At 59.8% G+C, this 24,330-nt stretch carries 28 protein-coding genes; 12 read left to right on the top strand and 16 right to left on the bottom strand.

The features are described from left to right. Positions 1-86: 86 nt before the first annotated feature. Positions 87-950, bottom strand: a complete 864-nt coding sequence (locus tag CXF97_RS11260; RefSeq protein WP_101158559.1) for a DMT family transporter — start codon at positions 948-950, stop codon at positions 87-89. Positions 951-1,391: 441 nt separating this feature from the next. Between CXF97_RS11260 and CXF97_RS11255 the strand changes: the two genes are divergently transcribed. Next, positions 1,392-1,805 carry a hypothetical protein gene (locus tag CXF97_RS11255; protein WP_101158558.1) on the top strand — a complete coding sequence of 138 codons (414 nt, stop codon included), beginning with the start codon at positions 1,392-1,394 and terminating at the stop codon, positions 1,803-1,805. Between the two features lie 42 nt (positions 1,806-1,847). Here the strand turns inward: CXF97_RS11255 and CXF97_RS11250 are convergent, their stop codons facing one another. Then, positions 1,848-2,786 carry an aspartyl/asparaginyl beta-hydroxylase domain-containing protein gene (locus tag CXF97_RS11250; RefSeq protein ID WP_101158557.1) on the bottom strand — a complete coding sequence of 313 codons (939 nt, stop codon included), beginning with the start codon at positions 2,784-2,786 and terminating at the stop codon, positions 1,848-1,850. A gap of 183 nt (positions 2,787-2,969) precedes the next feature. Continuing rightward, a complete protein-coding gene (gene cysK, locus CXF97_RS11245; RefSeq protein ID WP_101158556.1) occupies positions 2,970-3,944 on the bottom strand; it encodes a cysteine synthase A in 975 nt (324 codons plus the stop codon). 154 nt (positions 3,945-4,098) lie between these two features. Here cysK and CXF97_RS11240 point away from each other — a divergent pair, with 154 nt between their 5' ends. The 3 genes from CXF97_RS11240 (at position 4,099) to CXF97_RS11230 (ending at position 7,352) form a co-directional block, all read left to right on the top strand. Continuing rightward, positions 4,099-5,175 (top strand): DUF748 domain-containing protein, encoded by a 1,077-nt coding sequence (locus tag CXF97_RS11240; RefSeq protein WP_101158555.1) that lies wholly within the window; start codon positions 4,099-4,101, stop codon positions 5,173-5,175. A 140-nt stretch (positions 5,176-5,315) separates the two neighbouring features. Continuing rightward, a complete protein-coding gene (locus CXF97_RS11235; protein WP_076566454.1) occupies positions 5,316-6,161 on the top strand; it encodes a MoxR family ATPase in 846 nt (281 codons plus the stop codon). A gap of 12 nt (positions 6,162-6,173) precedes the next feature. Then, a complete protein-coding gene (locus tag CXF97_RS11230) occupies positions 6,174-7,352 on the top strand; it encodes a VWA domain-containing protein (protein WP_007956512.1) in 1,179 nt (392 codons plus the stop codon). A 53-nt stretch (positions 7,353-7,405) separates the two neighbouring features. Here CXF97_RS11230 and CXF97_RS11225 read toward each other — a convergent pair whose 3' ends face one another. From CXF97_RS11225 to CXF97_RS11205, 5 genes are all read right to left on the bottom strand, one after another. Then, a complete protein-coding gene (locus CXF97_RS11225) occupies positions 7,406-7,948 on the bottom strand; it encodes a hypothetical protein (protein ID WP_101158554.1) in 543 nt (180 codons plus the stop codon). Between the two features lie 118 nt (positions 7,949-8,066). Further along, entirely contained in the window at positions 8,067-8,984 is a 918-nt protein-coding gene (locus CXF97_RS11220) for a biotin-dependent carboxyltransferase family protein (protein WP_101158553.1), read from the bottom strand. Further along, the gene (locus CXF97_RS11215) at positions 8,981-9,685 is read right to left on the bottom strand and encodes an allophanate hydrolase subunit 1 (RefSeq protein WP_101158552.1); all 705 of its coding nucleotides are present in this window, start codon (positions 9,683-9,685) and stop codon (positions 8,981-8,983) included. The genes CXF97_RS11220 and CXF97_RS11215 overlap by 4 nt, the downstream gene beginning before the upstream one ends. Next, positions 9,682-10,434 carry a 5-oxoprolinase subunit PxpA gene (locus CXF97_RS11210; RefSeq protein ID WP_101158551.1) on the bottom strand — a complete coding sequence of 251 codons (753 nt, stop codon included), beginning with the start codon at positions 10,432-10,434 and terminating at the stop codon, positions 9,682-9,684. The genes CXF97_RS11215 and CXF97_RS11210 overlap by 4 nt, the downstream gene beginning before the upstream one ends. Before the next feature lie 62 nt (positions 10,435-10,496). Further along, positions 10,497-11,783 (bottom strand): MFS transporter, encoded by a 1,287-nt coding sequence (locus CXF97_RS11205; RefSeq protein ID WP_101158550.1) that lies wholly within the window; start codon positions 11,781-11,783, stop codon positions 10,497-10,499. A gap of 159 nt (positions 11,784-11,942) precedes the next feature. Here CXF97_RS11205 and CXF97_RS11200 point away from each other — a divergent pair, with 159 nt between their 5' ends. Beyond that, positions 11,943-12,857, top strand: coding sequence for a LysR family transcriptional regulator (locus CXF97_RS11200; protein WP_101158549.1), 915 nt, complete (start codon positions 11,943-11,945; stop codon positions 12,855-12,857). 82 nt (positions 12,858-12,939) lie between these two features. Here the strand turns inward: CXF97_RS11200 and CXF97_RS11195 are convergent, their stop codons facing one another. Genes CXF97_RS11195 through CXF97_RS11185 form a run of 3 tightly spaced genes read right to left on the bottom strand, consistent with a single transcriptional unit; the run spans position 12,940 to position 14,784 of the window. Then, positions 12,940-13,482: a DUF2937 family protein gene (locus tag CXF97_RS11195; RefSeq protein WP_016771223.1), complete on the bottom strand. Its 543-nt coding sequence runs from the start codon at positions 13,480-13,482 to the stop codon at positions 12,940-12,942. Between the two features lie 12 nt (positions 13,483-13,494). Then, positions 13,495-14,271: a class II glutamine amidotransferase gene (locus CXF97_RS11190; RefSeq protein ID WP_101158548.1), complete on the bottom strand. Its 777-nt coding sequence runs from the start codon at positions 14,269-14,271 to the stop codon at positions 13,495-13,497. 15 nt (positions 14,272-14,286) lie between these two features. Then, positions 14,287-14,784: an MFS transporter gene (locus CXF97_RS11185; protein ID WP_101158547.1), complete on the bottom strand. Its 498-nt coding sequence runs from the start codon at positions 14,782-14,784 to the stop codon at positions 14,287-14,289. 234 nt (positions 14,785-15,018) lie between these two features. Here CXF97_RS11185 and CXF97_RS11180 point away from each other — a divergent pair, with 234 nt between their 5' ends. Together CXF97_RS11180 and CXF97_RS11175 are read left to right on the top strand one after the other, a co-directional pair. Beyond that, positions 15,019-17,073: a S9 family peptidase gene (locus tag CXF97_RS11180; RefSeq protein WP_101158546.1), complete on the top strand. Its 2,055-nt coding sequence runs from the start codon at positions 15,019-15,021 to the stop codon at positions 17,071-17,073. Positions 17,074-17,268: 195 nt separating this feature from the next. After that, complete coding sequence (locus CXF97_RS11175) at positions 17,269-17,742, top strand: cyclic nucleotide-binding domain-containing protein (protein WP_101158545.1); 474 nt, start codon at positions 17,269-17,271, stop codon at positions 17,740-17,742. Here CXF97_RS11175 and CXF97_RS11170 read toward each other — a convergent pair. Then, positions 17,739-18,023 (bottom strand): hypothetical protein, encoded by a 285-nt coding sequence (locus CXF97_RS11170; protein ID WP_101158544.1) that lies wholly within the window; start codon positions 18,021-18,023, stop codon positions 17,739-17,741. The genes CXF97_RS11175 and CXF97_RS11170 overlap by 4 nt on opposite strands. An 80-nt stretch (positions 18,024-18,103) precedes the next feature. Here CXF97_RS11170 and CXF97_RS11165 point away from each other — a divergent pair, with 80 nt between their 5' ends. The 4 genes from CXF97_RS11165 (at position 18,104) to CXF97_RS11150 (ending at position 20,272) form a co-directional block, all read left to right on the top strand. Beyond that, positions 18,104-18,790: a spermidine synthase gene (locus CXF97_RS11165; RefSeq protein ID WP_101158543.1), complete on the top strand. Its 687-nt coding sequence runs from the start codon at positions 18,104-18,106 to the stop codon at positions 18,788-18,790. 49 nt (positions 18,791-18,839) lie between these two features. Continuing rightward, positions 18,840-19,211: a YajD family HNH nuclease gene (locus CXF97_RS11160; RefSeq protein WP_003222612.1), complete on the top strand. Its 372-nt coding sequence runs from the start codon at positions 18,840-18,842 to the stop codon at positions 19,209-19,211. A 131-nt stretch (positions 19,212-19,342) separates the two neighbouring features. After that, a complete protein-coding gene (locus tag CXF97_RS11155) occupies positions 19,343-19,813 on the top strand; it encodes an RNA methyltransferase (RefSeq protein ID WP_007911337.1) in 471 nt (156 codons plus the stop codon). Between the two features lie 81 nt (positions 19,814-19,894). Then, a complete protein-coding gene (locus CXF97_RS11150; protein WP_101158542.1) occupies positions 19,895-20,272 on the top strand; it encodes a DUF2892 domain-containing protein in 378 nt (125 codons plus the stop codon). Between the two features lie 122 nt (positions 20,273-20,394). Here CXF97_RS11150 and CXF97_RS11145 read toward each other — a convergent pair whose 3' ends face one another. Then, positions 20,395-20,844, bottom strand: coding sequence for a YcgN family cysteine cluster protein (locus CXF97_RS11145; protein ID WP_101158541.1), 450 nt, complete (start codon positions 20,842-20,844; stop codon positions 20,395-20,397). Positions 20,845-21,009: 165 nt separating this feature from the next. Between CXF97_RS11145 and CXF97_RS11140 the strand changes: the two genes are divergently transcribed. Then, the gene (locus tag CXF97_RS11140) at positions 21,010-21,603 is read left to right on the top strand and encodes a nitroreductase family protein (protein WP_101158540.1); all 594 of its coding nucleotides are present in this window, start codon (positions 21,010-21,012) and stop codon (positions 21,601-21,603) included. Positions 21,604-21,726: 123 nt separating this feature from the next. Here the strand turns inward: CXF97_RS11140 and CXF97_RS11130 are convergent, their stop codons facing one another. The 3 genes from CXF97_RS11130 to rnd all read right to left on the bottom strand — a co-directional run bounded on the left by CXF97_RS11130 (position 21,727) and on the right by rnd (position 24,188). Further along, positions 21,727-22,659: a D-2-hydroxyacid dehydrogenase gene (locus CXF97_RS11130; RefSeq protein WP_101158539.1), complete on the bottom strand. Its 933-nt coding sequence runs from the start codon at positions 22,657-22,659 to the stop codon at positions 21,727-21,729. A gap of 105 nt (positions 22,660-22,764) precedes the next feature. Further along, positions 22,765-23,058, bottom strand: a complete 294-nt coding sequence (locus CXF97_RS11125; protein ID WP_101158538.1) for a YcgL domain-containing protein — start codon at positions 23,056-23,058, stop codon at positions 22,765-22,767. Beyond that, complete coding sequence (gene rnd / locus CXF97_RS11120) at positions 23,055-24,188, bottom strand: ribonuclease D (RefSeq protein WP_071174688.1); 1,134 nt, start codon at positions 24,186-24,188, stop codon at positions 23,055-23,057. The genes CXF97_RS11125 and rnd overlap by 4 nt, the downstream gene beginning before the upstream one ends. Between the last annotated feature and the right edge of the window lie 142 nt (positions 24,189-24,330).

The raw sequence follows: 24,330 nt of genomic DNA, 5'->3' as shown, positions 1-24,330 counted from the left end.
GGCTCATGCCTACATGGGAACGCATTCCGGTTATAGGCATGAGCCTGCTCGCGATGGCGACGCAAGAGTCACCGCTTGTCTTTCTGTTATCCGGTCTTACGGAACACAAACACCAATCCAACAATGATCAGCAGCATTCCCAACACACTCAACGCCGCGAGCCGATTACCAAAAATCAGGTAATCCATCACCGCCGTCACCGCTGGCACCAGATAGAACAGGCTGGTGACATTCACCAGATTGCCCCGCGCGATCAGCCGATACAGCAACAGTGTCGCCAGCACCGAGACCACCAGGCCCATCCATAACACCGGGACAATAAAGCCTGCGCTGTGCTCGAAGTGAAACCGCTGGAACGGTACGAACATCGCACACAGCAACAGGCCGGCCAGGTACTGCACTGGCAGCGTGCCGAGCGGGTTGTCGGTGATGCATTTTTGCATGATCGAACCGAGCGTCATGCTCGCCAGCGCCAGCAAACCGAACAGCATGCCGGTCCAGGACATACCGGCCAGACCGATGCCCTGATAAACCACCATGATCAGCCCGGCCAGCCCCAGCGCCAGACCGAATATACGGCTCGCCGAGCGCTGGCGCTCCATCAAGACCACGGTGAGTATCGGCTGAACGCCCATGATCGTCGCCATCACGCCCGGTGTGACTTTGCAGTCCAGCGCCAACAGATAAAAAATCTGATAGGCGCCCAACAGCACCACACCGGTGGCGATCGCGAACAGCATCGGATTGCCACCCTTGGGCAGCTTCAATTTCAGCAGCGGCGCCAGCAACACCAGCCCACACAGGGCGATGGCGAAGCGAATCAGCAAAAAGGCAAAGGGCGAAGCATGGGCCAGGCCCCATTTGGAGAAAATCGCCCCACTGCTCCACAGCAGAACGAACAGGCTCGTGGACGTCGCCGCGAGCGCGGATTGTTTCGAAAGGACAAACATGAATACCACCTGTAGTCAGGCAAGAAGCCAACTCAGCCGAAGCTGAAATCCAGTAGGTTTTTCTGGCGGGCGCAGGGTCAGCAGAAACTGCCGTTCAGCCCCGGACGCCAACGCCCGGCGGCGATACGACTGCGCACACCGGCGTGCTACTGACAGGTGGAGGGTAATGACTGATCTGCACCGGCTGCTGATTCCCGCACGGCACGACGCCAGCGTTGACCGCTGAATCGACTACCGCGTTGATGAGGGATGCAGGCATTGATGCGGATCTCGTTAGGAGGAACGTGAATCGCCTGATTCACGAGCGCCGACTATAACCAGCGCGTGACACAGATTGCAATGACTTGGGCAAAGGGCCGCCAGCGATAGCGCGGTGCCGGGTGATTAGGGTAATTGGCGGTGGCAACGGATTGTCAGGAGACAGGGAATGCAAGAGATCATATGCCAAGGGAACGGACGTATTTGCGGGATCAGGTTTATCGGTCGGAGGCGAGGAAGCGGGCCGCAGTTACATTTGCGAAACGACACAGCGAACTCGAGGCGCGCGCAATCGTTGACGTTGATTATTCCAAGGTTCGCTTCGAAGCTATTGATGCGTCCGCGATGAAAGCTTATGAGCAATGGCTCGATCCGCATTTCTGCCGGGAGGAAATTGTCCGATGGAAAGCCAAAGAACCAATGAGCTTCGATTTGGCAATCTGGTTTGATCGTGAACTGTGCGGACTTTGTTTCGCCAATCCGAATCAAAGCCGATTCGGCAGCCAGCAAATCGAAATTCAGGAGCCTCTTTCGGGAGCTATACCTCTATACCGTCCAAGCGGCGTATTAGCCGGATCGTCATCTTCCTTCCGCTAATAAAAAACCGCTCTCAAAGAGCGGTTATTGTCTGATCGAGTCTCACCCAAATAACCAATACCCCAGCAACGTCAGCACAACCACTGCCAGCACCGGGCGCATGACGCGGTAGGCCTTGGGATGGCGACGTTTCCACTGTTTGACCGCGCCGCTGAAACGGTCACTGAAGCTCTTGCTCCAGGCGTAAGCCTGGTTGATCCCACCGACGCGTTCATCATCAAGGTTCTGCGGTGCGGTGGCGCGGCCAAGCCAGCCGCTGATGAAGCGGTTGATGCGGGTCATCAGGCGGTTGCTCAGCGGACGCTCGATGTCGCAGAACAAAATCACGCGAGTCTGATCGGTTTCATTCTTGACCCAGTGCACGTAGGTCTCGTCGAACATCACGTCATCGCCGTCGCGCCAGGCGTAGACCTGACCATCGACAAAAATCCGGCAATCGTCGGAATTGGGCGTCGACAGGCCGAGGTGATAACGCAGCGAGCCGGCGAACGGGTCGCGGTGCGGATTGAGATGACTACCGCCCGGCAACAGCGCAAACATTGCGCCTTTGACGTTGGGAATGGCACTGACCAGCGCTACGGTTTTCGGGCAAAGGGCTTCAGCCGATGGCAGCGGTTTGTCGTACCACTTGAGATAGAAACGCTTCCAGCCTTTCTTGAAAAACGAGCCGAAACCGGCATCGTTATTCTTCTCGGCGGCGCGAATGTAGCCTTCGTCAAACAGGTGCATCGCTTCGTCGCGAATGGTTTCCCAGTTGTCGCGCAGTACATCCAGTTCCGGAAACTTGCTGCGATCCAGATAGGGTTTGGACGGCACGCCGGAAAACAAATACATCAAGGCGTTATACGGAGCGAACAGCGCCGAGTGGTTGACGAACTGACGCAATACCGGCAAACGCGCCTTGCCGCGCAAATGCACATAGAGCGTGCTGCCCAGAAAGAGCAACAGCACAAACGCCTTGGCGGCAAACGAAACGGTCATCAACAACTCCTTGAATAAAGACAACGCTGCGCAATGCCCTTTACCCGGCATGGCAGCCGGCCATGATAAACACTACCGGCCTGCGGAAAAACCGCCCGACACAAGATTCAGTGTTAAGCATTACGCAACAAAGCCTTTATTAACATGCAGCACCTGAACCCTGGCTGACCTGAATCAACCGGGTTACTGCTGGTTCTCCTGCTCGGTGAACAGGTCACTGAACAACATGCTCGACAGATAACGTTCACCCGAATCCGGCAGCACCACGACGATGGTTTTGCCCTGCATTTCCGGCGTCTCCGCCAGCCGCACAGCCACTGCCATCGCGGCACCGCAGGAAATACCGCACAAAATCCCTTCTTCCTGCATCAGGCGCAAAGCCATGGCTTTGGATTCTTCGTCGGTTACCTGCTCAACGCGATCGACCATCGACAGATCAAGGTTGTTCGGCACAAAACCGGCGCCGATGCCCTGAATCTTGTGCGGGCTAGGCTTGATCTCGGCACCGGCCAACGCTTGCGTAATCACCGGCGAAGACGCCGGCTCCACGGCCACCGACAGAATCGGTTTACCGGCGGTGTTCTTGATATACCGCGAAACACCGGTAATGGTTCCGCCCGTACCGACGCCAGCCACCAGCACATCGACGGCGCCGTCGGTGTCGTTCCAGATTTCCGGGCCGGTGGTCTTTTCGTGAATCGCCGGATTGGCGGGGTTATCGAATTGCGCCGGCATGAAATATTTGTCGGCATCGCTGGCGACGATTTCCGCAGCTTTCTCGATGGCGCCCTTCATGCCTTTGGCCGGCTCGGTCAACACCAGCTCCGCACCCAGGGCTTTCAGGACCTTGCGCCGCTCGATGCTCATCGACGCCGGCATGGTCAGCATCAATTTATAGCCACGCGCAGCGGCGACGAAGGCCAGACCGATGCCGGTATTACCGGAGGTGGGCTCGACGATGGTCATGCCCGGCTTGAGTTTACCGCTGCTTTCGGCGTCCCAGATCATGTTGGCGCCGATTCGGCATTTGACCGAGTAACCGGGATTGCGCCCCTCGATCTTGGCCAGGATGGTGACCCCGCGCGGCGCAATGCGGTTGATCTGGACCAGCGGCGTATTGCCGATGGAATGGGCGTTGTCAGCGTAAATACGGCTCATGGCTGGGTCCTTATGCAGCGTTGAATTCAGCCTTTCAAGGTAAGCCTGTTGCCGATCACAGTCCAGTCGGGTCGAACGTCTGCAAACGCGCGCAGTCAATCGGATTGAACCCATGCAACCCTCATCAGGGAACACTGTTCAAGGAAACACTCTCATGAAGCGTCGTTACAGCTGGCCGCTCTGGACCCTGGCGGGTGTCGTGGTGCTGCTGGTCGCCCTGCATTTCGCCCTGCCCTATCTGGTGCGCGACTACCTCAATGACAAGCTCGCCGACATGGGCGATTACCGTGGACAGATTACCGACGTCGACCTTGCGCTGTGGCGCGGCGCGTACAAAATCAACGGCCTGAAAATCGTCAAGGTCGACGGCAAGGTACCGGTGCCGTTCGTCGATGCACCGTTGATCGATCTGTCAGTGAGCTGGCATTCGCTGTGGTACGACCATGCCGTGGTCGCGCAGGTGCAATTTCTCAATCCTGAAATCAACTTTGTCGATGGCGGCGCCAACAAACAGAACTCCCAGACTGGTCAAGGCACCGATTGGCGGGAGCAACTGGGCAAACTGCTGCCGATCACCCTCGATGAAGTGCAGATCAACGATGGCCGCATTACCTTCCGCAACTTCAACTCCAAGCCACCGGTAAACATGAATGCAAGCAAGGTCAATGCGAGCATCTACAACCTGACCAACGTCGTCGACAAGGAAGGCAAACGCGACGCCCTTTTTGAAGGCAAGGCTTTGCTGTTGGGTCATGCCCCTGTCGAAGTGACTGCTACGTTCGATCCGCTGAGCGATTTCGAAGATTTCGAATTTCGCCTGCGTGCCCGCGACATCGAGCTCAAACGCATGAACGACTTCGCGTCGGCTTATGGCAAATTCGACTTCAACGCCGGTCACGGCGATGTGGTCATCGAAGCGAAGGCAGAGAAGGCCCGGCTCACCGGTTACATCAAGCCCCTGCTGCGCGATGTCGATGTCTTCAACTGGCAGCAAGACGTCGAGAACAAAAACAAAGGCCTGTTCCGCTCGATCTGGGAAGCGCTGGTCGGCGGCACCGAGACCGTGCTGAAGAACCAGAACAAAAACCAGTTCGCCACCCGCGTCGAACTCAGCGGCAATGTTCACCAACAGGATGTCAACGCGTTCGAAGCGTTTTTGCAGATTTTGCGTAATGGATTCATCCAGGCCTTCAATGCCCGGTATGAACGGCCGAAGCCGGATGAGGGCTGAGTCAACATGTGACGCTCCATTCAGAGACTGAATAAGCCGTCTGCGTTCACAGTCGACCGACGTGCGCGTTATAGTCGGCCATCCGATTATTTCGCCCCGTCCTGTCCGTAAGGTCAGCGTTACCGTTCGAGGATTTGCAGATGAAGTTCGAAGGCACCCAGGCCTATGTCGCCACCGATGACCTGAAGCTGGCGGTCAACGCCGCCATCACCCTGGAGCGGCCGCTGCTGGTCAAGGGTGAACCGGGCACCGGCAAGACCATGCTCGCCGAGCAACTGGCCGAGTCGTTCGGCGCCAAGCTGATCACCTGGCACATCAAATCCACCACCAAGGCCCATCAGGGTCTGTATGAATACGATGCGGTCAGCCGCCTGCGTGATTCGCAACTGGGCAATGAAAAAGTCCACGACGTGCGCAACTACTTGAAGAAAGGCAAGCTCTGGGAAGCCTTCGAGTCCGAGGAGCGAGTGATTCTGCTGATCGATGAAATCGACAAGGCCGACATCGAGTTCCCGAATGACTTGCTGCAAGAACTCGACAAGATGGAGTTCTACGTTTACGAGATCGACGAAACCATCAAGGCGAAGAAACGCCCGATCATCATCATTACTTCCAATAACGAGAAAGAGCTGCCGGACGCGTTCCTGCGCCGCTGCTTCTTCCACTACATCGCCTTCCCTGATCGCAGCACCTTGCAAAAGATCGTCGATGTCCACTACCCGGACATCAAGAAAGACCTGGTCAGCGAAGCGCTCGACGTATTCTTCGACGTGCGCAAGGTACCGGGCCTGAAGAAAAAGCCTTCAACGTCGGAACTGGTTGACTGGCTGAAGCTGCTGATGGCCGACAATATCGGCGAAGCGGTGCTGCGCGAGCGCGATCCGACCAAAGCCATCCCGCCGCTGGCAGGCGCCCTGGTAAAGAACGAACAGGACGTGCAGCTACTTGAGCGCCTGGCGTTCATGAGCCGGCGCGGCACCCGCTAAGAGGCTGCTGCCATGTTGCTCAACCTGTTCAACGAAATGCGCGCAGCCAAGGTGCCGGTGTCGGTGCGCGAGCTGCTCGACTTGATCAACGCGCTGAAACAGCGCGTGACCTTCGCCGACATGGACGAGTTCTATTACTTGTCGCGGGCGATTCTGGTCAAGGACGAACGCCATTTCGACAAGTTCGACCGCGCCTTCGGCGCGTACTTCAATGGCCTGGAGAAACTAGACGACCACTTGCAGGCGCTGATTCCCGAGGATTGGCTGCGCAAGGAATTCGAGCGCTCGCTGACCGACGAAGAGCGCGCGCAGATCCAGTCCCTTGGCGGGCTGGACAAGCTCATCGAAGAGTTCAAAAAGCGTCTGGAAGAACAGAAAGAACGTCACGCCGGCGGCAATAAATGGATCGGCACCGGTGGTACCAGCCCGTTTGGCTCGGGCGGTTTCAACCCCGAAGGCATTCGCGTCGGCGATGCTGGCAAACGCCAGGGCAAAGCGGTGAAAGTCTGGGATCAGCGCGAGTACAAGAACCTCGACGATTCGGTGGAACTGGGCACGCGCAACATCAAGGTCGCCCTGCGTCGTTTGCGCAAGTTCGCTCGCCAGGGTGCGGCGGAAGAACTCGACATTGACGGCACGATCGACCACACCGCCAAAGATGCCGGCCTGCTCAATATCCAGATGCGTCCGGAACGGCGCAACACCGTCAAGCTGTTGCTGCTGTTCGACATCGGCGGTTCGATGGACGCGCACGTGAAGATTTGCGAGGAATTGTTCTCGGCCTGCAAGACCGAGTTCAAGCATCTGGAGTACTTCTACTTCCACAACTTCATTTATGAATCAGTGTGGAAGAACAACATGCGCCGCACTTCCGAGCGCACCTCGACGCAGGATCTGCTGCACAAGTACGGCGCCGACTACAAGGTGATCTTCATCGGCGACGCCGCCATGGCGCCTTATGAAATCACCCAGGCCGGTGGCAGTGTCGAGCATTGGAACGAAGAGCCGGGCTATGTCTGGATGCAGCGTTTCATGGAGAAGTACAAGAAACTCATCTGGATTAACCCCTATCCGAAAGATACCTGGGGCTATACGTCCTCGACGAATATTGTCCGCGATCTGATTGAGGATCAGATGTATCCGCTGACGTTGCGCGGGCTGGAAGAAGGCATGAGGTTTTTATCCAAATAAACACCGGATCGTCCCCCGTTCTGCGTGGGGACGATGCAGAAAACCAGCAGCCGTTACCAGCCTAGTTTGATGTAGGACTTGCAAAGCCTGTCCATGAACTCGCGGTCATCTGTTTCGCAAATGACCGGAGGTTGCACACCTCGCCGTTTCGCCACCAGCGCCATTTCTATCCTCTTCTGGGCCTGCAGCTTTCGCCGTTTTTTTCGTTCCAGATCGGTTTCAGCTGTAAGTAACTCTTCGTGTTTGAGTTCGCCATCTGCTGCAAAAAAGCGAAACAGGACACCCGTAGCAGCGTCCGCTGCGGCGTGGTCCCCGGCAATCAGCAGCATGGATTTGCCGTTCTGATTTCCATGGTGATGCCGGTCAAACATGCGTGTCATATCCAGCCTCGCCCTGGATATGAATTGTTCGAACATGGGCGCGAATCCTTCGAAGCCGAGCTTGTCGATGCTCAACTTCTGCAGATTGCCAAAACGATCCACCTCGACTTTATAAATCGCATCACTTTCGCCGGACTCATAGAACTCGACGATATGACGTTCGACCTTGGCCGCGCCTTCAACGCTAACCTGAACACTGACTTTCATATAACGCATCTGAAACTTCCTTGTGAGAGATGAGGTTCGATGATTTCACACATCGCCGAAAACCAATGTAGGGCAATGTCCTCGGGCTCAACGAATCGTCTCGGTTTTCAGTCCGAAGTTTGGACGATCACAAGTAGGACTTCAGATAGTTGTTATGAGCTTGCCATGCACGGTCCTGCATGACCGGAGCGAAGCGAATCCTGTCTCCCGGCAACTGTTGCGCCAGGCGCGCCATTGCCAACGGCGTCAGCGCCCCCAACCTTGGATAACCACCAATGGTCTGACGATCATTGAGCAGCACGATCGGCTGCCCGTCCGGCGGTACCTGCACCGCACCCAGCGGAATGCCTTCGGAAATCATGGGTTGCCCCTGATAGTGCAAGGCATTGCCCAACAAGCGAATGCCCATGCGGTCGGCACGACTGTCCAGCGTCCAGGCGGTGTTGAATGCATCAAACAGACTCTGGCCACTGAACTGGCCGATCTGTGCGCCAAGCACCAGATCCAGCGGTGCCTTCGATTGCAAATCCGGCCGCAGCGGCAACGGCACTTCACGCAGTAATCGCGATTCACCGCTATAACTCAGCGCCCCGCCCCTGGCCAGCGGCAAGCCCATGCCATCAGGTCCACCCAGTTCTTCGCGGACCACCGTGGCGCTACTGCCCAGCACTTGGCGTGCATCAAAACCGCCGGGGGCTGCCAGATAAGCCCGGGCACCGAGCAAGGGTTGCGTGAATTGCAGTTTCTGTCCTTTGTGCAACTTGAAACTGCGCCATGGCGCCAGCGGCAGTCCCTCAAGCTGCGCGCCGAGATCCGCTCCGGCCAATGCCAGCAGGCAATCCTCCTCAGCCACCACGGCAAACCCGCCGAGGGTGATCTCAACCACCGTCGCATTCAGCGCATTGCCAAGCAGCCAATTGGCCCAGCTCATCGAACACCAGTCCGCCGCGCCGCCCTGTGTTACGCCGAGATGGCGTACACCAAAACGTCCGGCGTCCTGCAGCAGGCACAGCGCCGTACTCGCGGTAATCGTCAATCGGCTCATGCCAGCGCCTCCAACGGTGTGTCGTCGCCGCCCAGACGAACGAATTCAGCGTGATCCACGGCTTCGAAGCGCACTGTGTCGCCGGGCTGCATCAGGCTATAACCGTCGCGATGCCGATCGAACAGTTTTGCCGGGGTGCGACCGATCAGGTTCCAGCCACCGGGTGAGACGACCGGATAAGCTGCGGTCTGCCGCTCGGCGATACCGACGCTGCCGGCGGCGACTTTCTTGCGTGGCGTGCTCAGGCGTGGCGTGGCGAGAATCTCTTCGACCAGGCCCATAAAAGCAAAACCGGGCGCAAAACCAAGGGCGAACACCTGATATTCACGTGCGCAGTGGCGACGAACCACCTCCGCCACCGGCAGCCCGCTGCGTTCAGCCAACAGGCTCAACTCCGGGCCGACGCTGAGGTCGTACCAAACCGGCAAGACGTGACAGTGCCCAGCACTGCGCGCACTCGGCGCCAGATCGACCAGCGCGTCGGCGATCCTTTGGCGCGCCTGAGCCGGACTCGAAAGCGTCAGATCGAAATGCACCATGAGCGTGGTATAGGACGGCACCAGATCGATCAACTGTGCGCCAAACGCCGTGCGCAATCGCTCGCTGGCGGCGAGCATCCACGGCATGTTGGCTTCGGCGATTTCATCGAACAGACGCAGCATCAGGCAATCAAGGGCTACCACTTCAATCCTTGGATTCATGACGCACTCGACTGCTGCAAGGCTTGGCGAATGCGCTGCACGGCGGCTACCGAACTGGCGTTGTCGCCGTGGACGCACAGGGTGTTGGCGCGCAGGATCAAGGCGCTGCCATCGCTGGCAATGAGTTCGCCGCCACGGGTGATGGTCAACGCTTGCTCAATGATTGTCTGCGGATCGTGATGCACGGCGCCCGGCAACTGCCGCGAAACCAGCCGGCCGGCGCTGTCGTAGGCGCGATCGGCAAAAGCCTCGAACCACAGGGTCACGCCATATTCATCGCCGATTTGCTGCGCCGCCGCGTTGTCCCGGGTTGCCATCAACATCAGCGGCAGGTCGCGATCATAGGCGGCCACGGCCTGCACCACCGCACGCAGTTGCACCGGGTTGGCCATCATGTCGTTGTACATCGCGCCGTGAGGTTTGACGTAACTCACGCGCCCGCCCTGCACCTTGCAGATGCCGTCGAGGGCGCCGATCTGGTAATGCAGGATGTCTTGCAATTCTTGCGCGGAACAGGCCATGGAGCGTCGGCCGAATCCGACCAGATCCTGATAGGCCGGGTGCGCGCCAATCTGCACGCCTTGTTCGAGGGCCAGCGCCACGGTTTTGCGCATGATGCTCGGGTCGCCGGCATGGAAACCGCAGGCGATGTTGGCGCAATCGATGAAGGGCATGACCTCGGCATCCAGACCCATGGTCCAGCTGCCGAAGCTCTCGCCAATGTCGCAATTCAATAGCAGGCGGCTCACGGTGAACACTCCTGTAGCTGCTGGTCTTTTTATCTGTAGGACAGTGCCGCGCAGGGTATCAGTTACTGCGCGTCGAGTTGCTTGCCTCGGGTTTCCGGCAGGCTCAGCGCCGCCAGAATCACCACGCCGTAGGACACCGCCGCGAAGGCACCGATGCCCATGCTCAGCGGGACTTTCTGACTGAGCAGGCCGATCAGCAGCGGGAACAACGCCGCCAGCGCGCGGCCGATGTTGTAGCAGAAACCCTGACCCGAGCCGCGAATCCGCGTGGGGAACAACTCAGTGAGAAACGCGCCCATGCCGCTGAAAATCCCCGAGGCGAAGAAGCCCAGCGGAAAGCCCAGCCACAGCATCACGCCATTGCTGACCGGCATCTGCGTGTAGAGCAGAACGATGGTGAACGAGCCGACCGCGAACAAAATGAAATTCTTTTTGCGCCCCAGCAGGTCGGTCAGATAAGCACTGATCACATAACCGACGTAGGAACCGACGATCACCATCGCCAGATAACCGCCAGTGCCGAGCACGCTCAAACCGCGTTCGTTCTTGAGAAAAGTCGGCAGCCAGGAGGTGATTGCGTAGTAACCGCCCAGCGCACCGGTCGTCAGCAAGGACGCACGAAAGGTGGTGAAAAGCATGCCGGGGGCAAAGATCTCGTAGAACTTCGCCGGATTCTCTGGCGTTTGCGCGGCTTTGGCTTCGCGATAGATTTCCGGATCTTTCACCAAGCGGCGGACAAAAATCACGAATATTGCCGGCACGATGCCGAGGATGAACAGCGCCCGCCAGGCATCCTCCGGTGGCAACAGCGAAAACAGCACAGCATAGAGAATCGCCGTCAGGCCCCAGCCCAACGCCCAACCGGACTGCACCATGCCCACCGCCTTGCCGCGGTCTTTGGCGCGGATCACCTCGCCGATCAACACTGCGCCAGCGGTCCATTCACCGCCGAAACCAAAGCCCATCAAGGTACGGGCGATCAGCAGTTGCTCGTAGTTTTGCGCGAAACCGCACAAGAAGGTGAAGAAGGCGAACCACAGCACCGTCAGTTGCAGGGTGCGCACGCGGCCGATGCGGTCGGAGAGAATCCCGGCGACCCAGCCGCCAATCGCCGAGGCGATCAAGGTGCTGGTGTGGATCAGCCCCGCTTCGCCCGTGGTGATGCCCCACATCGCAATCAATGTCGGCACGACGAAGCTGAGCATCTGCGTGTCCATGCCGTCCAGACCGTAGCCGATCTTGCAGCTCCAGAACGTGCGGCGCTCCTGCTGGTTGATGTTGCGATACCAGTCGAACGGCCCGGGACGCGCCGCTGGCTTGGATATAGGAAGGGTGTCGGGAGCACTCATGGCAAATCTCCGCAGGGCTTTTATTGGTCTTGTTCGAAGCTCCGACGACGCCTATCGTGGGAACCGGATGCGCCGATTTTTCGCCGCCCAGCCCTGTGCCGTCCAACGAATAAAAACCCGCCTTAGGCATAAGAAAAATTTGTCAGCCGAGCCTTGCCCATGAACCTGAAGTTTCTCGAGACCTTTGTCTGGGTCGCGCGCCTGAAGAGTTTTCGCCTGACCGCCGACAAGCTGTTCACCACCCAGGCATCGATTTCCAGCCGCATCGCAGTGCTTGAAGGTGAGCTCAAGGTGAAGCTGTTCCTGCGCGATTCACGCGGTGTCAGCCTGACCCCGGAAGGCCTGAAAGTGCTCGACTATGCCGAGCAGATGCTCGACACCATGGCGGCGCTGAAACAGTCGATCGAGACCCGTTCGAGCAAGGTCGGGCGGGTGCGCATCGGTGTGATGGACACGGTCATCCATACCTGGCTGAGCCCGCTGGTGGCGCAGATGACAGACGCGTACCCACGGGTGGAAATCGAATTGGTGGCAGACACTGCGCTGAACCTCTGTGATCAGCTGCAAAAAGGCTTTCTCGACATCATTCTGCAGACCGATCTGATCCGCCATGAAAGCGTGCGCAGCCTGGAACTGGCGAGCCATCCGCTGGGCTGGATCGTCGCGAGCAATTCGATCTACAACCGCGACTACGCCGACCTCGCCGAACTGGCGCAGGAGCGGATCATCACCTATTCGAAAAACTCACGACCGCATCAGGATATCGTCGCGCTGATGCAGGCCAGCGGCGTGCTGGCGCCCCGCTTGAATTGCGTGAATTCGGTGTCGGCGATCACCCGATTATTGCGTGACGGCTTTGGCATCGGCGCCCTGCCGCCGGTACTGGTGGCCGAGGAGCTGGCGCGCGGCGACTTGACCTTGCTCGACATCGGGCAGCGACCGGCGAATCTGCCGGTGGTGGTGTCGTGGCGGGTCGGGGTTGAGTGGGTCGAGGAGGTAGTGACGTTGTGTCAGCAGGTGCTGGCGGGGTATGCAGATAAAGTGGGCGACAGTTACATTGTCTTGAACGCCTGAAAAGCAAAAGATCGCAGCCTTCGGCAGCTCCGACAGGGGTGGTGCAGGAGCTGCCGAAGGCTGCGATCTTTTGATCTTCGGTTTACAAACCGCGCACGTCGCGATCTTCGATCGGTCGGCTCTGGCGCAGGCGGCGACCGCCAAGCACAACCCAGTCGATCAGGCGAAACAGGCATTCGATGCCGAAAGACAGCAGCAACGCGCCGCTCATGCCCCAGATCATTGCCTCTGGCGTCAGCAGAATCTGATAGCTGTAGCCGTTCCAGGTTTCCTTGCGAATATCCGGATCAGCCGCCAGCACCACTTGCAGGAAACGCACATACCACGGCCCTTGCATCGCCTGGAATTGCTTGTCCAGCGCAACCTGACGGGTGAGCAAGGTGTTCAGGCTGTCAGCATCGCTGCGGAAAATCGGGTCTTCGCTGGCACGATAATGCGCGACCAGCGCCTGCATATCGCCCTTGAAAAACTGGTCGGCCGTGCCTTGAAAACCACGCAGACCGGTCTGCGCTTCGATCAGGTGCGCTTCGACACGCTGGGCGTAATCGTTGATGAACCCCGGCACCTGAACACCGATCAACAGGCCCGCCGCAAACAACACCAGCCGTAGATAACTGAGCAACATGGATGCAAATCCTTATTCGGTCTTGCCCTGGCTTACGCATTCGCCGCGTCGCCACAGGCTCCATTGGCCCGGCTCGTAGCGGGACCAGGTTTCATTTTCGGTCAACGGCTCGGTGGCAATCACGGTGACCACATCGTTGGGCGTGGTTTCGGCCTGGAAGTCGACAATCACGTCGACATCCTTGAGTCGCGCCGGGCCGAACGGTGCGCGCCGAGTGATCTGGGCCAGTTTGGTCGAGCAGTAACAGAACAGCCAGTCGCCGTCGCTGAGCAGGCAATTGAACACACCCTTCGTGCGATATTCGGCGCAGGCGGCGACCAGATCCGGCAGCAGCACTTCGATATCGACCGGTTCCGGAAAGGCTGCGCGGACACGGTTGAGCAAATCGCAGAACGCCGCTTCGCTGTCGGTATCGCCGACCGGGCGGTAGAAACTCTTGATCGGGGTGAATTCGGCGAGTTGGCCGTTGTGCGCAAAGCACCAGTTGCGTCCCCACAGTTCGCGGACGAACGGGTGCGTGTTGGACAGGCAGACCTTGCCGACGTTGGCCTGGCGGATATGGCCGATGACCACTTCGCTTTTGATCGGATAACGCTGCACCAGATTGGCCACTTCCGACTCGCTGCTTGCCGCCGGGTCCTGGAACAGGCGCAAGCCGCGGCCTTCGTAAAAAGCGATGCCCCAGCCGTCGCGGTGCGGGCCGGTACGACCGCCGCGCTGCATCAGGCCGGTGAAGCTGAACACGATGTCGGTCGGCACGTTGGCACTCATGCCCAGTAATTCACACATGTGCGGACTCTCGGATTACAGACGCGGCTCGACCCGCATGCGCTGCGGATTGTTCGGCACTGGCGGGCGGCCGTAGCGGTCGTCACCGGCGCCGCCGAACGGTTGATCGTCGTCGCGTTCCTCAGCGCGGGCCGCGGTTTTGGCGGCCTCGGCCCGTTCGCGCCGCGCGGTCGCGGCACGCTCGATCGGCAGGCGGATCAACACGAAGACCAGATAAACACCGAACGCGATCATGCCGTACATGAACAGGTCTGAAACCGCGCGCCAGGCGTTGTTGCCAACCTTGAACAGCATGTCCAGTACGGTAATGGCGATGGCCGGCGCAACTTTGGCTTTCACCGGATCGACGATGGTCGGGCTGAACAGCAACACCGCCATCAGCACACGCAGCGGCTCGCGCAGCCAGCGCCACATCCAGGTGGTCAGGCGCATCCATACCAGCAGGCAGCCTACGGCGGCAAAGGCGTAAACGCCCCAGGCGATCAGATAGTCGTTCTCGGTCATGGTGTCCATGGCAAGGCAGGCAAAGAGGCGCTTATAGTAACGACTTTTCGCCCATGCGGCTTGTCCCAATACCAGACGGCCAGCAGCCGACCCTGTGGAAGCGAGCTTGCTCGCGAAAGCTGTAGGTCATTGCAACAAAGTCATCTGCCACGACGCCTTCGCGAGCAAGCTCGCTCCCAGAGGCGTCTGCGGCAGTTTCAAATTGCGCGAAACCTTTATTCGAATATTGTCCGAGAGCCTTCCATGCCCCAATCCGCCCATGTCATGACTGCCCCGATAGCCCACCGGGCGCCCGGCGCCGACCCGTATGCCTGGCTGCAGGAGCGCGATACCGACGCGGTGCTCGACTACCTCAAGGCAGAAAACACTTATCAAGAGGCGCAAACCGCCGACCAGGCCGAGCTGCGTGAAAACCTGTTCAACGAGATCAAGGGCCGGATCCTCGAAACCGACCTGTCCCTGCCCTCGCCTTGGGGCCCTTACCTGTATTACACGCGCACCACTGCCGGCGACGAATACGCCCGGCACTACCGCTGCCCGCGTCCGGCCGACGACAGCCTGACCCTCGATGAAAGCCGCGAGCAACTGCTGCTCGACCCGAACACGCTGGCCAATGGCGGCTTCTTCTCGCTGGGCGCCTTCAGCATCAGCCCCGACCACCAGCGTCTGGCCTACAGCGTCGACACCTCGGGCGACGAGGTCTACACATTGTTCGTCAAGGAGCTTTCCAACGATCGGGTCAGCGAACTGGAATTCGGGGACTGTGACGGCAGCATGACCTGGGCCAACGACAGCCTGACCCTGTTCTTCGGCGTGCTCGACGACACCCACCGCCCGCATAAACTGTTCCGCTATCGCCTCGATGGCACTGCCGCTGAAGAAGTCTTCCACGAGCCGGACGGGCGCTTCTTCCTGCATTGCTACCGCGCCAGCTCCGAACAGCAATTGCTGCTGTCGCTGGGCAGCAAGACCACCAGCGAAGTCTGGGCGCTGGACGCCAATCAGCCGCATCTGCCGTTCACCTGCCTGGCGCCACGGGTCGAAGATCACGAATACGACGTCGACCACGGCCTGCTCGATGGCGTCTGGACCTGGTTCATCCGCACCAACCGCGACGGCATCAATTTCGCCCTGTATCAGGCCCCGGACACCGGCGTGCCGCCGAGCGAGGCCGACTGGCAGAACCTGATCGCGCACAACGAAGACGTGATGCTCGACGGTGTCAGCCTCAATACCGAGGCGATGACCCTGAGCCTGCGCGAAGGCGGCTTGCCGATCATCGAGGTTCACCCCCAGGGCCAGACGTCGTACCGCGTGCAATTGCCCGATGCGGCCTACAGCCTCCATGTGCAAAACAGCCTGGAGTTCGAGAGCGACCGCATTCGTCTGCGCTACGAAGCATTGAATCGCCCGGCCCAGGTGCGCCAGTTGACTCTCGCCACGGGCGAGCAAACGGTGCTCAAGGAAACCCCGGTGCTCGGCCCGTTCGATGCCGACGCCTACGTCAGCCAGCGCCTGTGGGCCACCGCTCCGGACGGCACGCAGGTGCCGATCAGTCTGGTGATGAAGCGCGAGATGGTCGGCAAACCAGTACCGCTGTATCTGTACGGTTACGGCGCCTACGGTTCCAGCCTTGATCCGTGGTTTTCCCATGCACGCCTGAGCCTGCTCGATCGCGGCATGGCATTCGCCATCGCCCACGTACGCGGCGGCGGTGAACTGGGCGAGGCCTGGTATCGCGCCGGCAAGCAGGAACACAAACACAACACCTTCAGCGACTTCATCGCCTGCGCCGAGTTTCTGATCCTCAACGGCATCACCACGGCGCAGAAACTGGCGATCAGCGGCGGCAGCGCTGGCGGGCTACTGATCGGCGCAGTGCTCAACCAGCGCCCGGACCTGTTCGGCGTGGCGATCGCCGAGGTACCGTTCGTCGACGTGCTCAACACCATGCTCGACCCCGAACTGCCGCTGACCGTCACCGAATACGACGAATGGGGCAACCCGCAAGAACCGGACGTCTATGATCGGATCAAGGCTTACGCGCCCTACGAAAACGTCACCGCGCAGGCTTATCCGCCGCTGTTGGTGATCGCCGGTTACAACGACAGCCGTGTGCAGTATTGGGAAGCGGCCAAGTGGGTGGCGAAATTGCGCGCGAGCAAGACTGACGACAATGTGCTGCTGCTCAAGACCGAACTGGGCGCCGGACACGGTGGCATGAGCGGGCGCTATCAGGGATTACGTGACGTAGCGCTCGAATATGCATTTGTGTTCAAGGTTTTGGGCATTGCCTGAGGAACTCTGTGGGTGGCCTGGGTCTTAACAGCAGACCCAAAGCCTTCACCGATTCCCTGTGTAGGAGCTGCCGAAGGCTGCGATCTTTTGATCCTGGTTTTGAAGGACAAGATCAAAAGATCGCAGCCTTCGGCAGCTCCTACATGGGGATCGTGTGCCCCCTGGAAACAGTGATAACAAAAAGACCGCACCGACATGTCAGAACCGACCTTCCTGAACAACGAAATCCGCGACTGGCTGATGGACTGTGGCCTGTTCGATCAATTGCAACTGGCCGATTTCGCGGCCGCTTCCGGCTACTTCAGCATCAGCACCGTGGCTGAAGGCGAGGCGATTTTCCGCGAGGGCGATGCGGGCAGTTTCATGTGCATCATCCACACCGGTCAGGTCGCCGTGCAGAAAACCGGCGCCGACGGCCAGGTGATCACCATGGCGACCCTGCGCAGCGGCCGTGCCTTCGGTGAAATGGCTGTGCTCGATGGCGAGCGTCGTTCGGCCACCTGTATCGCGGCGAGCCATTGTCAGTTGCTCAATCTGGGCAAGGACTCGCTGGAAAAAATGCTCAACGACGCACCGAAAATCGCCGCGAAGATCATCCGCGCCCTCGCCGTCTCGCTGTCCAAACGTCTGCGCATGGCCGACGGCCAACTCGCCGCGCAACAGGTTTAACCGCCGGGGGATTTGACCTTGTTGCCGTTCGGCTCGATGCCCGGCACCGGTTGATCCTTGCTCGGCGGGCTGGGCATTTCGATCGGTACCAGCGGTGGGCTGCCGCTGCCGGCGCCCGACTTGGGCAAGGTGATTGGAGTGATCTGCGGATACGGCGTCGGCGTCGCGGTGCCGGGAGAACCGGGTTGCGGCGTCGGGCTGACCGGAACGCTCTGCTGGGCCCGAACTGCAGTAATCGCGAGCGCGGCCAGGGTAATGACCGTTAGAATGGTGCGCTTCATCAAGGTCTCCGTTTGGCCTTTAGTCTGTGCTCAGGCTACTCCCAACGCGCCTGCTTGCCTTCCCCCCTGTAGAGATTTCCATGAAACGTTTCGTTCTGCTCGACACCACCCCGATCCCTGAAAACGGCGGTGCCCTGTGCCTGTTCGAATATGGCGAGGACTTCGTCATCAAGATTCAGGGCGGCGATGGCGGGCAGTTGATGAACACGCGCATGCACGGTTCCGAAGACGCACTGGCCGAGATTCCCTGCCGCAAGGTCGCCGGCCGGCCGAATTCGCGGGTGTTGATCGGCGGCCTGGGCATGGGCTTCACCCTCGCTTCGGCACTCAAGCATTTGGGCAAGTCGGCCGAAGTGGTGGTCGCTGAGCTGGTGCCCGGCGTGGTCGAGTGGAATCGCGGCGCCCTCGGGGAGAAGTCCGGGCGGCCGTTGCTAGATCCGCGCACGGTGATCCGCATGGAAGACGTGGCCAATGTGCTGCAAAGCGAGCCGAACGGTTTCGACGCGATCATGCTCGACGTCGACAACGGCCCCGAAGGCCTGACCCAGAAGGCCAACAGCTGGCTGTATTGCGCCGCAGGCCTGAATGCCTGCGCCAAGGCGCTGCGCCCCAAAGGCGTACTGGCCGTGTGGTCGGCCAGCGCCGATCGGCAGTTTTCCGACAAGTTGAAGAAGGCCGGTTTCAAAGCCGAAGAAGTCCAGGTCTTCGCCCACGGCAACAAGGGCACCCGCCACACGATCTGGATTGCCGAGAAGCTCAAGGGCTGAGCTAAACTCTGCGCATAACCGTCATCAGTCTTTCTGCAAAGGTGAACCCATGAGTTCGTCCACCCCCACCAACACGTCGAAGCTGGACCGCATCCTCGCCGACAACCAGCGCGACAAGGAAATGGGCTACCGCGACAAAGCCCTGAAAATGTACCCGCACGTCTGCGGCCGCTGTGCCCGTGAGTTTTCCGGCAAGCGCCTGAGCGAACTGACCGTGCACCACCGCGACCACAACCACGACAACAACCCGCAGGACGGCTCGAACTGGGAACTGTTGTGCCTGTACTGCCACGACAACGAGCACTCGCGCTACACCGACCAGCAGTATTTCGGCGACGGCTCGCTGAGCACACCGAAGATCGCCAAGGCCACGCACAATCCGTTTGCGGCCCTCGCTGGCCTGATGAAAAAAGAAGATTAAAAGCAAAAGATCGCAGCCTTCGGCAGCTCCTGCACGGTGTACGCCATTGCACTGTAGGAGCGGCCGAAGGCTGCGATCTTTTGATCTTATCCCCGTATAATCGTCGTCTTTTTCCCGAAGGCACCCCGCTCGTGGCAGACAAACGGTACAGCTGCATTGGTTTGTATAACCCCAAATCACCGGAGAACGTCGGTTCGGTGATGCGCGCCGCAGGCTGCTACGGCGTAGCGTCGGTGTTTTACACCGGCAAGCGCTATGAACGCGCTGCCGACTTCGTCACCGACACCAAACGCGTGCACTACGACATTCCGTTGATCGGCATCGACGACCTGAAAAAAATCCTCCCGCTCAACTGCGTGCCAGTGGCGGTGGAACTGGTCGAAGGCGCCCGGCCGCTGCCGGAATACACCCACCCCGACCGCGCGCTATACATATTCGGCCCGGAAGACGGCTCGCTGGACAAAGAGATTCGCGACTGGTGCGAAGACGTCGTGTACATCCCGACCACCGGCTGCATGAATCTCGCTGCAACGGTCAATGTCGTGCTCTACGACCGCATGGCCAAAGGCCTGAATACTCGCTCCGGGCCGAAATTCCGCTGAAGCGTTGCACATTCGATGGAACAAGCTGACCGCCACGGCAGTCAGCTTATCTATCAATCGCACCCTGCCTGGAGATAGATCATGAGCGAGCTCAAACGCGTAGAACGCATCGAATCCACCCCGTTCCAGTCCCCTGCACACAAGAACGTGCACGGCTGGGAGCGCGTCGGCTCGTTGACCGGCGGCGTGCTGATGGTCGGCAAGGGCCTGCGCCGTGGCGGCGTGTTCGGCCTGATTCAAGTGGCGCTCGGCGGCATGGCCGTGGCCCGCGGCATCACCGGCCATTGCTCGGCAAAAAGCCTGTTGGAAAAAGGCCGTCAGGATATGAACAACGTGCGGGCAAAGATCGAACGCGCCGGGGAAGAACTGAGCAAGCTCAAGACCAACGCCGAAGTGGCTACCGAAACGGCAACCGTTACCGGCAATGATTCGCTGGTCTCGCCGAAGGCCGGCGTCTGAGGCTTTAAAGCAAAAGATCGCAGCCTTCGGCAGCTCCTGCACGGAATCACGTTTTCCATTTGTAGGAGCTGCCGAAGGCTGCGATCTTTTGATCTTTACGGGTTCAAGAACCCACCACTTCATCAGCCCGCGCGAAAAATCAGATGATCTTCCCAGTCATCCTCCGGCACGCTGCCTTCGGCGAGCATTCGCCCGGACTGTGAAATCCGCTCATGGTGCACCGCGTCGCGGTCGCCACACACCAGGTGATGCCATAACGGCAGATCCTTGCCTTCGCTGACCAGACGATAACCGCAGGTTGGCGGCAGCCATTTGAATTCTTGCGCCTGACCCGGCGTTAGCTGAATGCAGTCGGGAACGAACTTGATCCGGTTCGGATAATCGCTGCACTGACAGGTTTTCAGATCCAGCAGTTTGCAGGCGATGCGCGTGTAATAGACGCTGTTGTCTTCTTCATCCTCGAGTTTTTGCAGGCAGCACAGACCGCAGCCATCGCACAGCGATTCCCATTCCTCGTGATCGAGTTGATCGAGGGTTTTGCGTTTCCAGAACGGTTCGACAATGGCGGCCATGGCTCAAGCATCAACATCAAGGTGGTGAAAAGGCCGCCAGTCTAGTGCCAGCGCGCGCGGGGGCCAAGCGTTGGCGACTGTCGGTAAATCCACTTGTCAGCCCCAGCGCCGGCCAGTAGGGTTTTGCAGCGAACTTCTACCCAATCCGTTGCAAGGAATCCGTGCATGAGTGCCAACCCTCGCGTTGCCGATTACGCCATTCACCCGCAGTTCACCGAGCGCTGGTCGCCGCGCGCCTTCAGCGGCGAAGCGATCCCTGAAGAAACCCTGCTGAGCTTCTTCGAAGCCGCGCGCTGGGCGCCGTCGGCGTACAACTCGCAACCGTGGCGCTTCCTGTATGCACGTCGCGACACGCCGAACTGGGAACGTTATCTGGGCCTACTCAACGAATTCAACCGCAGCTGGGCGCAGCACGCTTCGGCGCTGGTGATCGTGATCTCAAAAACCACCTTCGTCGCACCGGGCGCCAGCGAGGAAACACCGGCGCTGTGGAGCACCTTCGACACCGGTTCGGCGTGGGGTCATCTGGCACTGCAAGCAAGCCTCAGCGGCTGGCACACACATGGCATGGCCGGGTTCGATCAGGAATTGACCCGCAAGGAACTCAATATCCCCGAGGGCTACGCCCTGCATGCGGCGGTGGCAGTGGGCAAACTGGGGGACAAGGCAACCCTCGCCGAATACCTGCAAGCCCGCGAAACACCGAGCCCGCGCCGCCCGCTGAGCGAGCTGGTGGCTGAGGGCGATTTCACCTTATAAGCCACAATGCAAAGCACATGTGGGAGCGGGCTTGCTCGCGAAAGCGCCGGTTCAGGCAACATCGATGTCGACTGAACCGGCGCCTTCGCGAGCAAGCCCGCTCCCACAGTGGATGGATGCGAATCAATATCCGCGGGTGAAATCCACTTCCCCACGCAACGCCTCACCCGCCTCATACGCCTTCAGGTTCTGTACAAACAAATCCACCATCAGCGCTGGCGAGGTCGGCGCCGAGCTGTGCCCGGTCAGCAGCAAGCCCCAGGCTGTCCAGAACGGATGGCGTTGCGGCAATGGTTCCTGACGGCAGACGTCGATCACCGCGCCGGCCAGATGCCCTTCCTTCAAAGCTTCAACCAGATCGGCATCGACCACTGCCACACCGCGTCCAGCGTTGATGAACAGTCCGGTCGGTTTGAATTGCTTGAACAACGCCGCGTCGTAGATATCGTGGGTGTGCTCGGTGTTCGGCAGCAGATTGACCACGTAATCCACTTCGCCCACCAGCCGTGGCAGATCGGCCAGCGAGCCGACTTCGACAAACGGCGCCTGTTCCCGCGCGCTGCTGGCGACGCCGTACAGCTCGACGCCGAACGGCCGCAGAAATTGCGCGACACTCTGGCCAATGTCGCCGGTGCCGACGATCAGCACCTTGCGTCCGACCAGACTCTGGCCGCTGCGGTTGTCCCACTTGCGCTCGACCTGGCTGACCAGCCGCGCCAGCACTTCGCGCTCATGGCCGAGGATGTAGGTCAAAACGTACTCGGCCATGACCTGACCGAAAATCCCCACGGCGCGGGTCAGGCGATAATCGCGGCGCAGGCCGTCGGCGAGCAACGGCGTGATGCCGGCCCAGGTCGATTGCAGCCATTGCGGTTGATGGCCCTGGCGCAACAGAGTCGCCAGCAGATCCGGCTGGCCCAGCCACACCGGGCAATCGGCGGCCTGACGCGCCAGTTCGGCGGAGTCGCCGCTGGTCAGGACTTCAAGCTCGGGCGCGGCCTGACGCAGCAGGCGGGCGTATATCGCGTGGTCGTGTTCGGCAATCAGAACGCGCATCTTCAAACCTTTCGCAAACCGTGCAGACGGCCGCCGGGTTGGGGCCGGCCATCGCGGTAAAAACAGTTCAAGGGTTAACCGAGGCCCAGGACAGGGCCTCGCGGGTCATACCGGGTCGTTGCGTCGCAGCAACTCTTCGGGCAAGTGCTCGATGTACTCGTCCTCGGCCGGTGGCATCTGCAGGTGATAGCCCTGCTTGTCGAGGTTTTCCAGAACCACGGTGATGTCTTCGCTGGCCAGTTTGCGCTCGGGCGACAGCACCAGATCGAAGGAATGCTTCGCTTTGCCGAAAGCCGTCATCAGCGCTTGCGGCACGCGCTCGAGCGCATCGCTCTTGAGCACGTAGAGATACATGCCGCTGCGCTTGGAGCTTTGGTAGATGGAGCAAATACGTTTCAAGGCTGTTCTCCGGCGGTGGCCAGGCTGTCGAGCAGCTTCTGGCCGAGCAATTCGCGGCGCCAGCCACGCAACGAATCGGGCAATTGGTAAGGACCCTCGGGGAAGCCGCTCTTGACCAGGGCTTCGAGGGTTTTCTTGCGCAGCATCAGCTCCGGGGCGATGCCGAGGCGTTCGGCCTCGGCCTGACCCAACGCACGCAGTTGTTTGATCAACGCAGCGGCTTCGATCGGCAACGGCTCGGGCACTGCCGGCGGCCATTGATCCGGCCCCACACTGCCAGAGCGCTTGATCAGATCAAGCAGAAACTGACCGTCCTGACGCACGGTACGCGGGTGCATGTCTTCAATCTTGCCCAGCGCCGCGAGGTTATCCGGCTGCGTGCGGGCCAAGGGCCACAGCGAGTGTTCACGGACGATGCGGTTGCGCGGCAAGTCGCGGGCGCGGGCTTCTTTTTCGCGCCAGGCGCACAGCTCACGCAGCACGGCGAGTTGCGCACGGGACAGCTTCCACGCCAGTTTCGCTTCGCGATAGACCTCGTACGGATCAGTTTCGCGGCGCAGATTGGCGACCAGTTCGGCGCCATCCTCCAGCACCCAGGCGAACTTGTCGGCGGACAGCTTGGGGCGTAACTCGACGAACACCTCGGCCAGATGCACGGCGTCTTCGGCGGCATAGCTGATCTGGGTTTCGGACAGCGGACGCTGCAACCAGTCGGAGCGGGTTTCGCCCTTGGGCAAGTCGATGCCGAGCACTTCCTGCACCAGACGCGAGTAGCCCATCGAGAAACCGAGGTTCAGGTAAGCGGCGGCCAGCTGCGTGTCGAACAACGGCGCCGGCAGGCTGCCAGTCAGGCGCAACAGCACTTCGAGGTCTTCGCTGCAGGCGTGCAGGACTTTCAGCACCGCCGGGTTTTCCAGCAACGCGGCCAGCGGTTGCCAGGCGTTGATGGTCAGCGGATCGATCAGGTAGGCGCGTTTGCCGTCGCCGATCTGCAACAGGCCGGCAATCGGGTAGAAGGTGTCGACCCGCATGAATTCGGTGTCGAGGGCAACGAACGGCAGCTGCTGCCACTCGGCGCAAAACTGCGCGAGGCTTTCGTTGTCGCGAATCCAGTGAATATCGATAGCCACACGGCTCTCCCTTGAAGAATGGCGCGCAGTATATATCGCCGCCGGCGATTTACGCGCCTTTGCAGGGCAAGAGCTGTAAGGAAATGTCTTGCCTGTCAGCAAGAATAGTCTGACGGCAGAAACAGAAAGGCCCGTCACATCG

The organism is Pseudomonas sp. Choline-02u-1 (assembly GCF_002836515.1).
In the GTDB taxonomy this organism is placed as follows: Bacteria; Pseudomonadota; Gammaproteobacteria; order Pseudomonadales; family Pseudomonadaceae; genus Aquipseudomonas.
The sequence above is the reverse complement of the archived record's forward strand: the minus strand, read 5'-3'. Positions and strand labels throughout refer to the sequence as shown.

Coding starts and splice junctions, on each gene's coding strand:
- CXF97_RS11180 (WP_101158546.1), top strand. CDS start 15,019: ATGCCCCAATCCGCCCATGTCATGACTGCCCCGATAGCCCACCGGGCG.
- CXF97_RS11260 (WP_101158559.1), bottom strand. CDS start 950: ATGTTTGTCCTTTCGAAACAATCCGCGCTCGCGGCGACGTCCACGAGC.
- CXF97_RS11190 (WP_101158548.1), bottom strand. CDS start 14,271: ATGTGTGAATTACTGGGCATGAGTGCCAACGTGCCGACCGACATCGTG.
- CXF97_RS11235 (WP_076566454.1), top strand. CDS start 5,316: ATGAAGTTCGAAGGCACCCAGGCCTATGTCGCCACCGATGACCTGAAG.
- CXF97_RS11240 (WP_101158555.1), top strand. CDS start 4,099: ATGAAGCGTCGTTACAGCTGGCCGCTCTGGACCCTGGCGGGTGTCGTG.
- CXF97_RS11170 (WP_101158544.1), bottom strand. CDS start 18,023: ATGAAGCGCACCATTCTAACGGTCATTACCCTGGCCGCGCTCGCGATT.
- CXF97_RS11205 (WP_101158550.1), bottom strand. CDS start 11,783: ATGAGTGCTCCCGACACCCTTCCTATATCCAAGCCAGCGGCGCGTCCC.
- CXF97_RS11150 (WP_101158542.1), top strand. CDS start 19,895: ATGAGCGAGCTCAAACGCGTAGAACGCATCGAATCCACCCCGTTCCAG.
- CXF97_RS11215 (WP_101158552.1), bottom strand. CDS start 9,685: ATGAATCCAAGGATTGAAGTGGTAGCCCTTGATTGCCTGATGCTGCGT.
- CXF97_RS11195 (WP_016771223.1), bottom strand. CDS start 13,482: ATGTTGCTCAGTTATCTACGGCTGGTGTTGTTTGCGGCGGGCCTGTTG.
- CXF97_RS11165 (WP_101158543.1), top strand. CDS start 18,104: ATGAAACGTTTCGTTCTGCTCGACACCACCCCGATCCCTGAAAACGGC.
- CXF97_RS11175 (WP_101158545.1), top strand. CDS start 17,269: ATGTCAGAACCGACCTTCCTGAACAACGAAATCCGCGACTGGCTGATG.
- CXF97_RS11200 (WP_101158549.1), top strand. CDS start 11,943: ATGAACCTGAAGTTTCTCGAGACCTTTGTCTGGGTCGCGCGCCTGAAG.
- CXF97_RS11140 (WP_101158540.1), top strand. CDS start 21,010: ATGAGTGCCAACCCTCGCGTTGCCGATTACGCCATTCACCCGCAGTTC.
- CXF97_RS11185 (WP_101158547.1), bottom strand. CDS start 14,784: ATGGACACCATGACCGAGAACGACTATCTGATCGCCTGGGGCGTTTAC.
- CXF97_RS11250 (WP_101158557.1), bottom strand. CDS start 2,786: ATGACCGTTTCGTTTGCCGCCAAGGCGTTTGTGCTGTTGCTCTTTCTG.
- CXF97_RS11255 (WP_101158558.1), top strand. CDS start 1,392: ATGCCAAGGGAACGGACGTATTTGCGGGATCAGGTTTATCGGTCGGAG.
- CXF97_RS11130 (WP_101158539.1), bottom strand. CDS start 22,659: ATGCGCGTTCTGATTGCCGAACACGACCACGCGATATACGCCCGCCTG.
- CXF97_RS11225 (WP_101158554.1), bottom strand. CDS start 7,948: ATGCGTTATATGAAAGTCAGTGTTCAGGTTAGCGTTGAAGGCGCGGCC.
- CXF97_RS11145 (WP_101158541.1), bottom strand. CDS start 20,844: ATGGCCGCCATTGTCGAACCGTTCTGGAAACGCAAAACCCTCGATCAA.
- CXF97_RS11160 (WP_003222612.1), top strand. CDS start 18,840: ATGAGTTCGTCCACCCCCACCAACACGTCGAAGCTGGACCGCATCCTC.
- CXF97_RS11220 (WP_101158553.1), bottom strand. CDS start 8,984: ATGAGCCGATTGACGATTACCGCGAGTACGGCGCTGTGCCTGCTGCAG.
- CXF97_RS11230 (WP_007956512.1), top strand. CDS start 6,174: ATGTTGCTCAACCTGTTCAACGAAATGCGCGCAGCCAAGGTGCCGGTG.
- cysK (WP_101158556.1), bottom strand. CDS start 3,944: ATGAGCCGTATTTACGCTGACAACGCCCATTCCATCGGCAATACGCCG.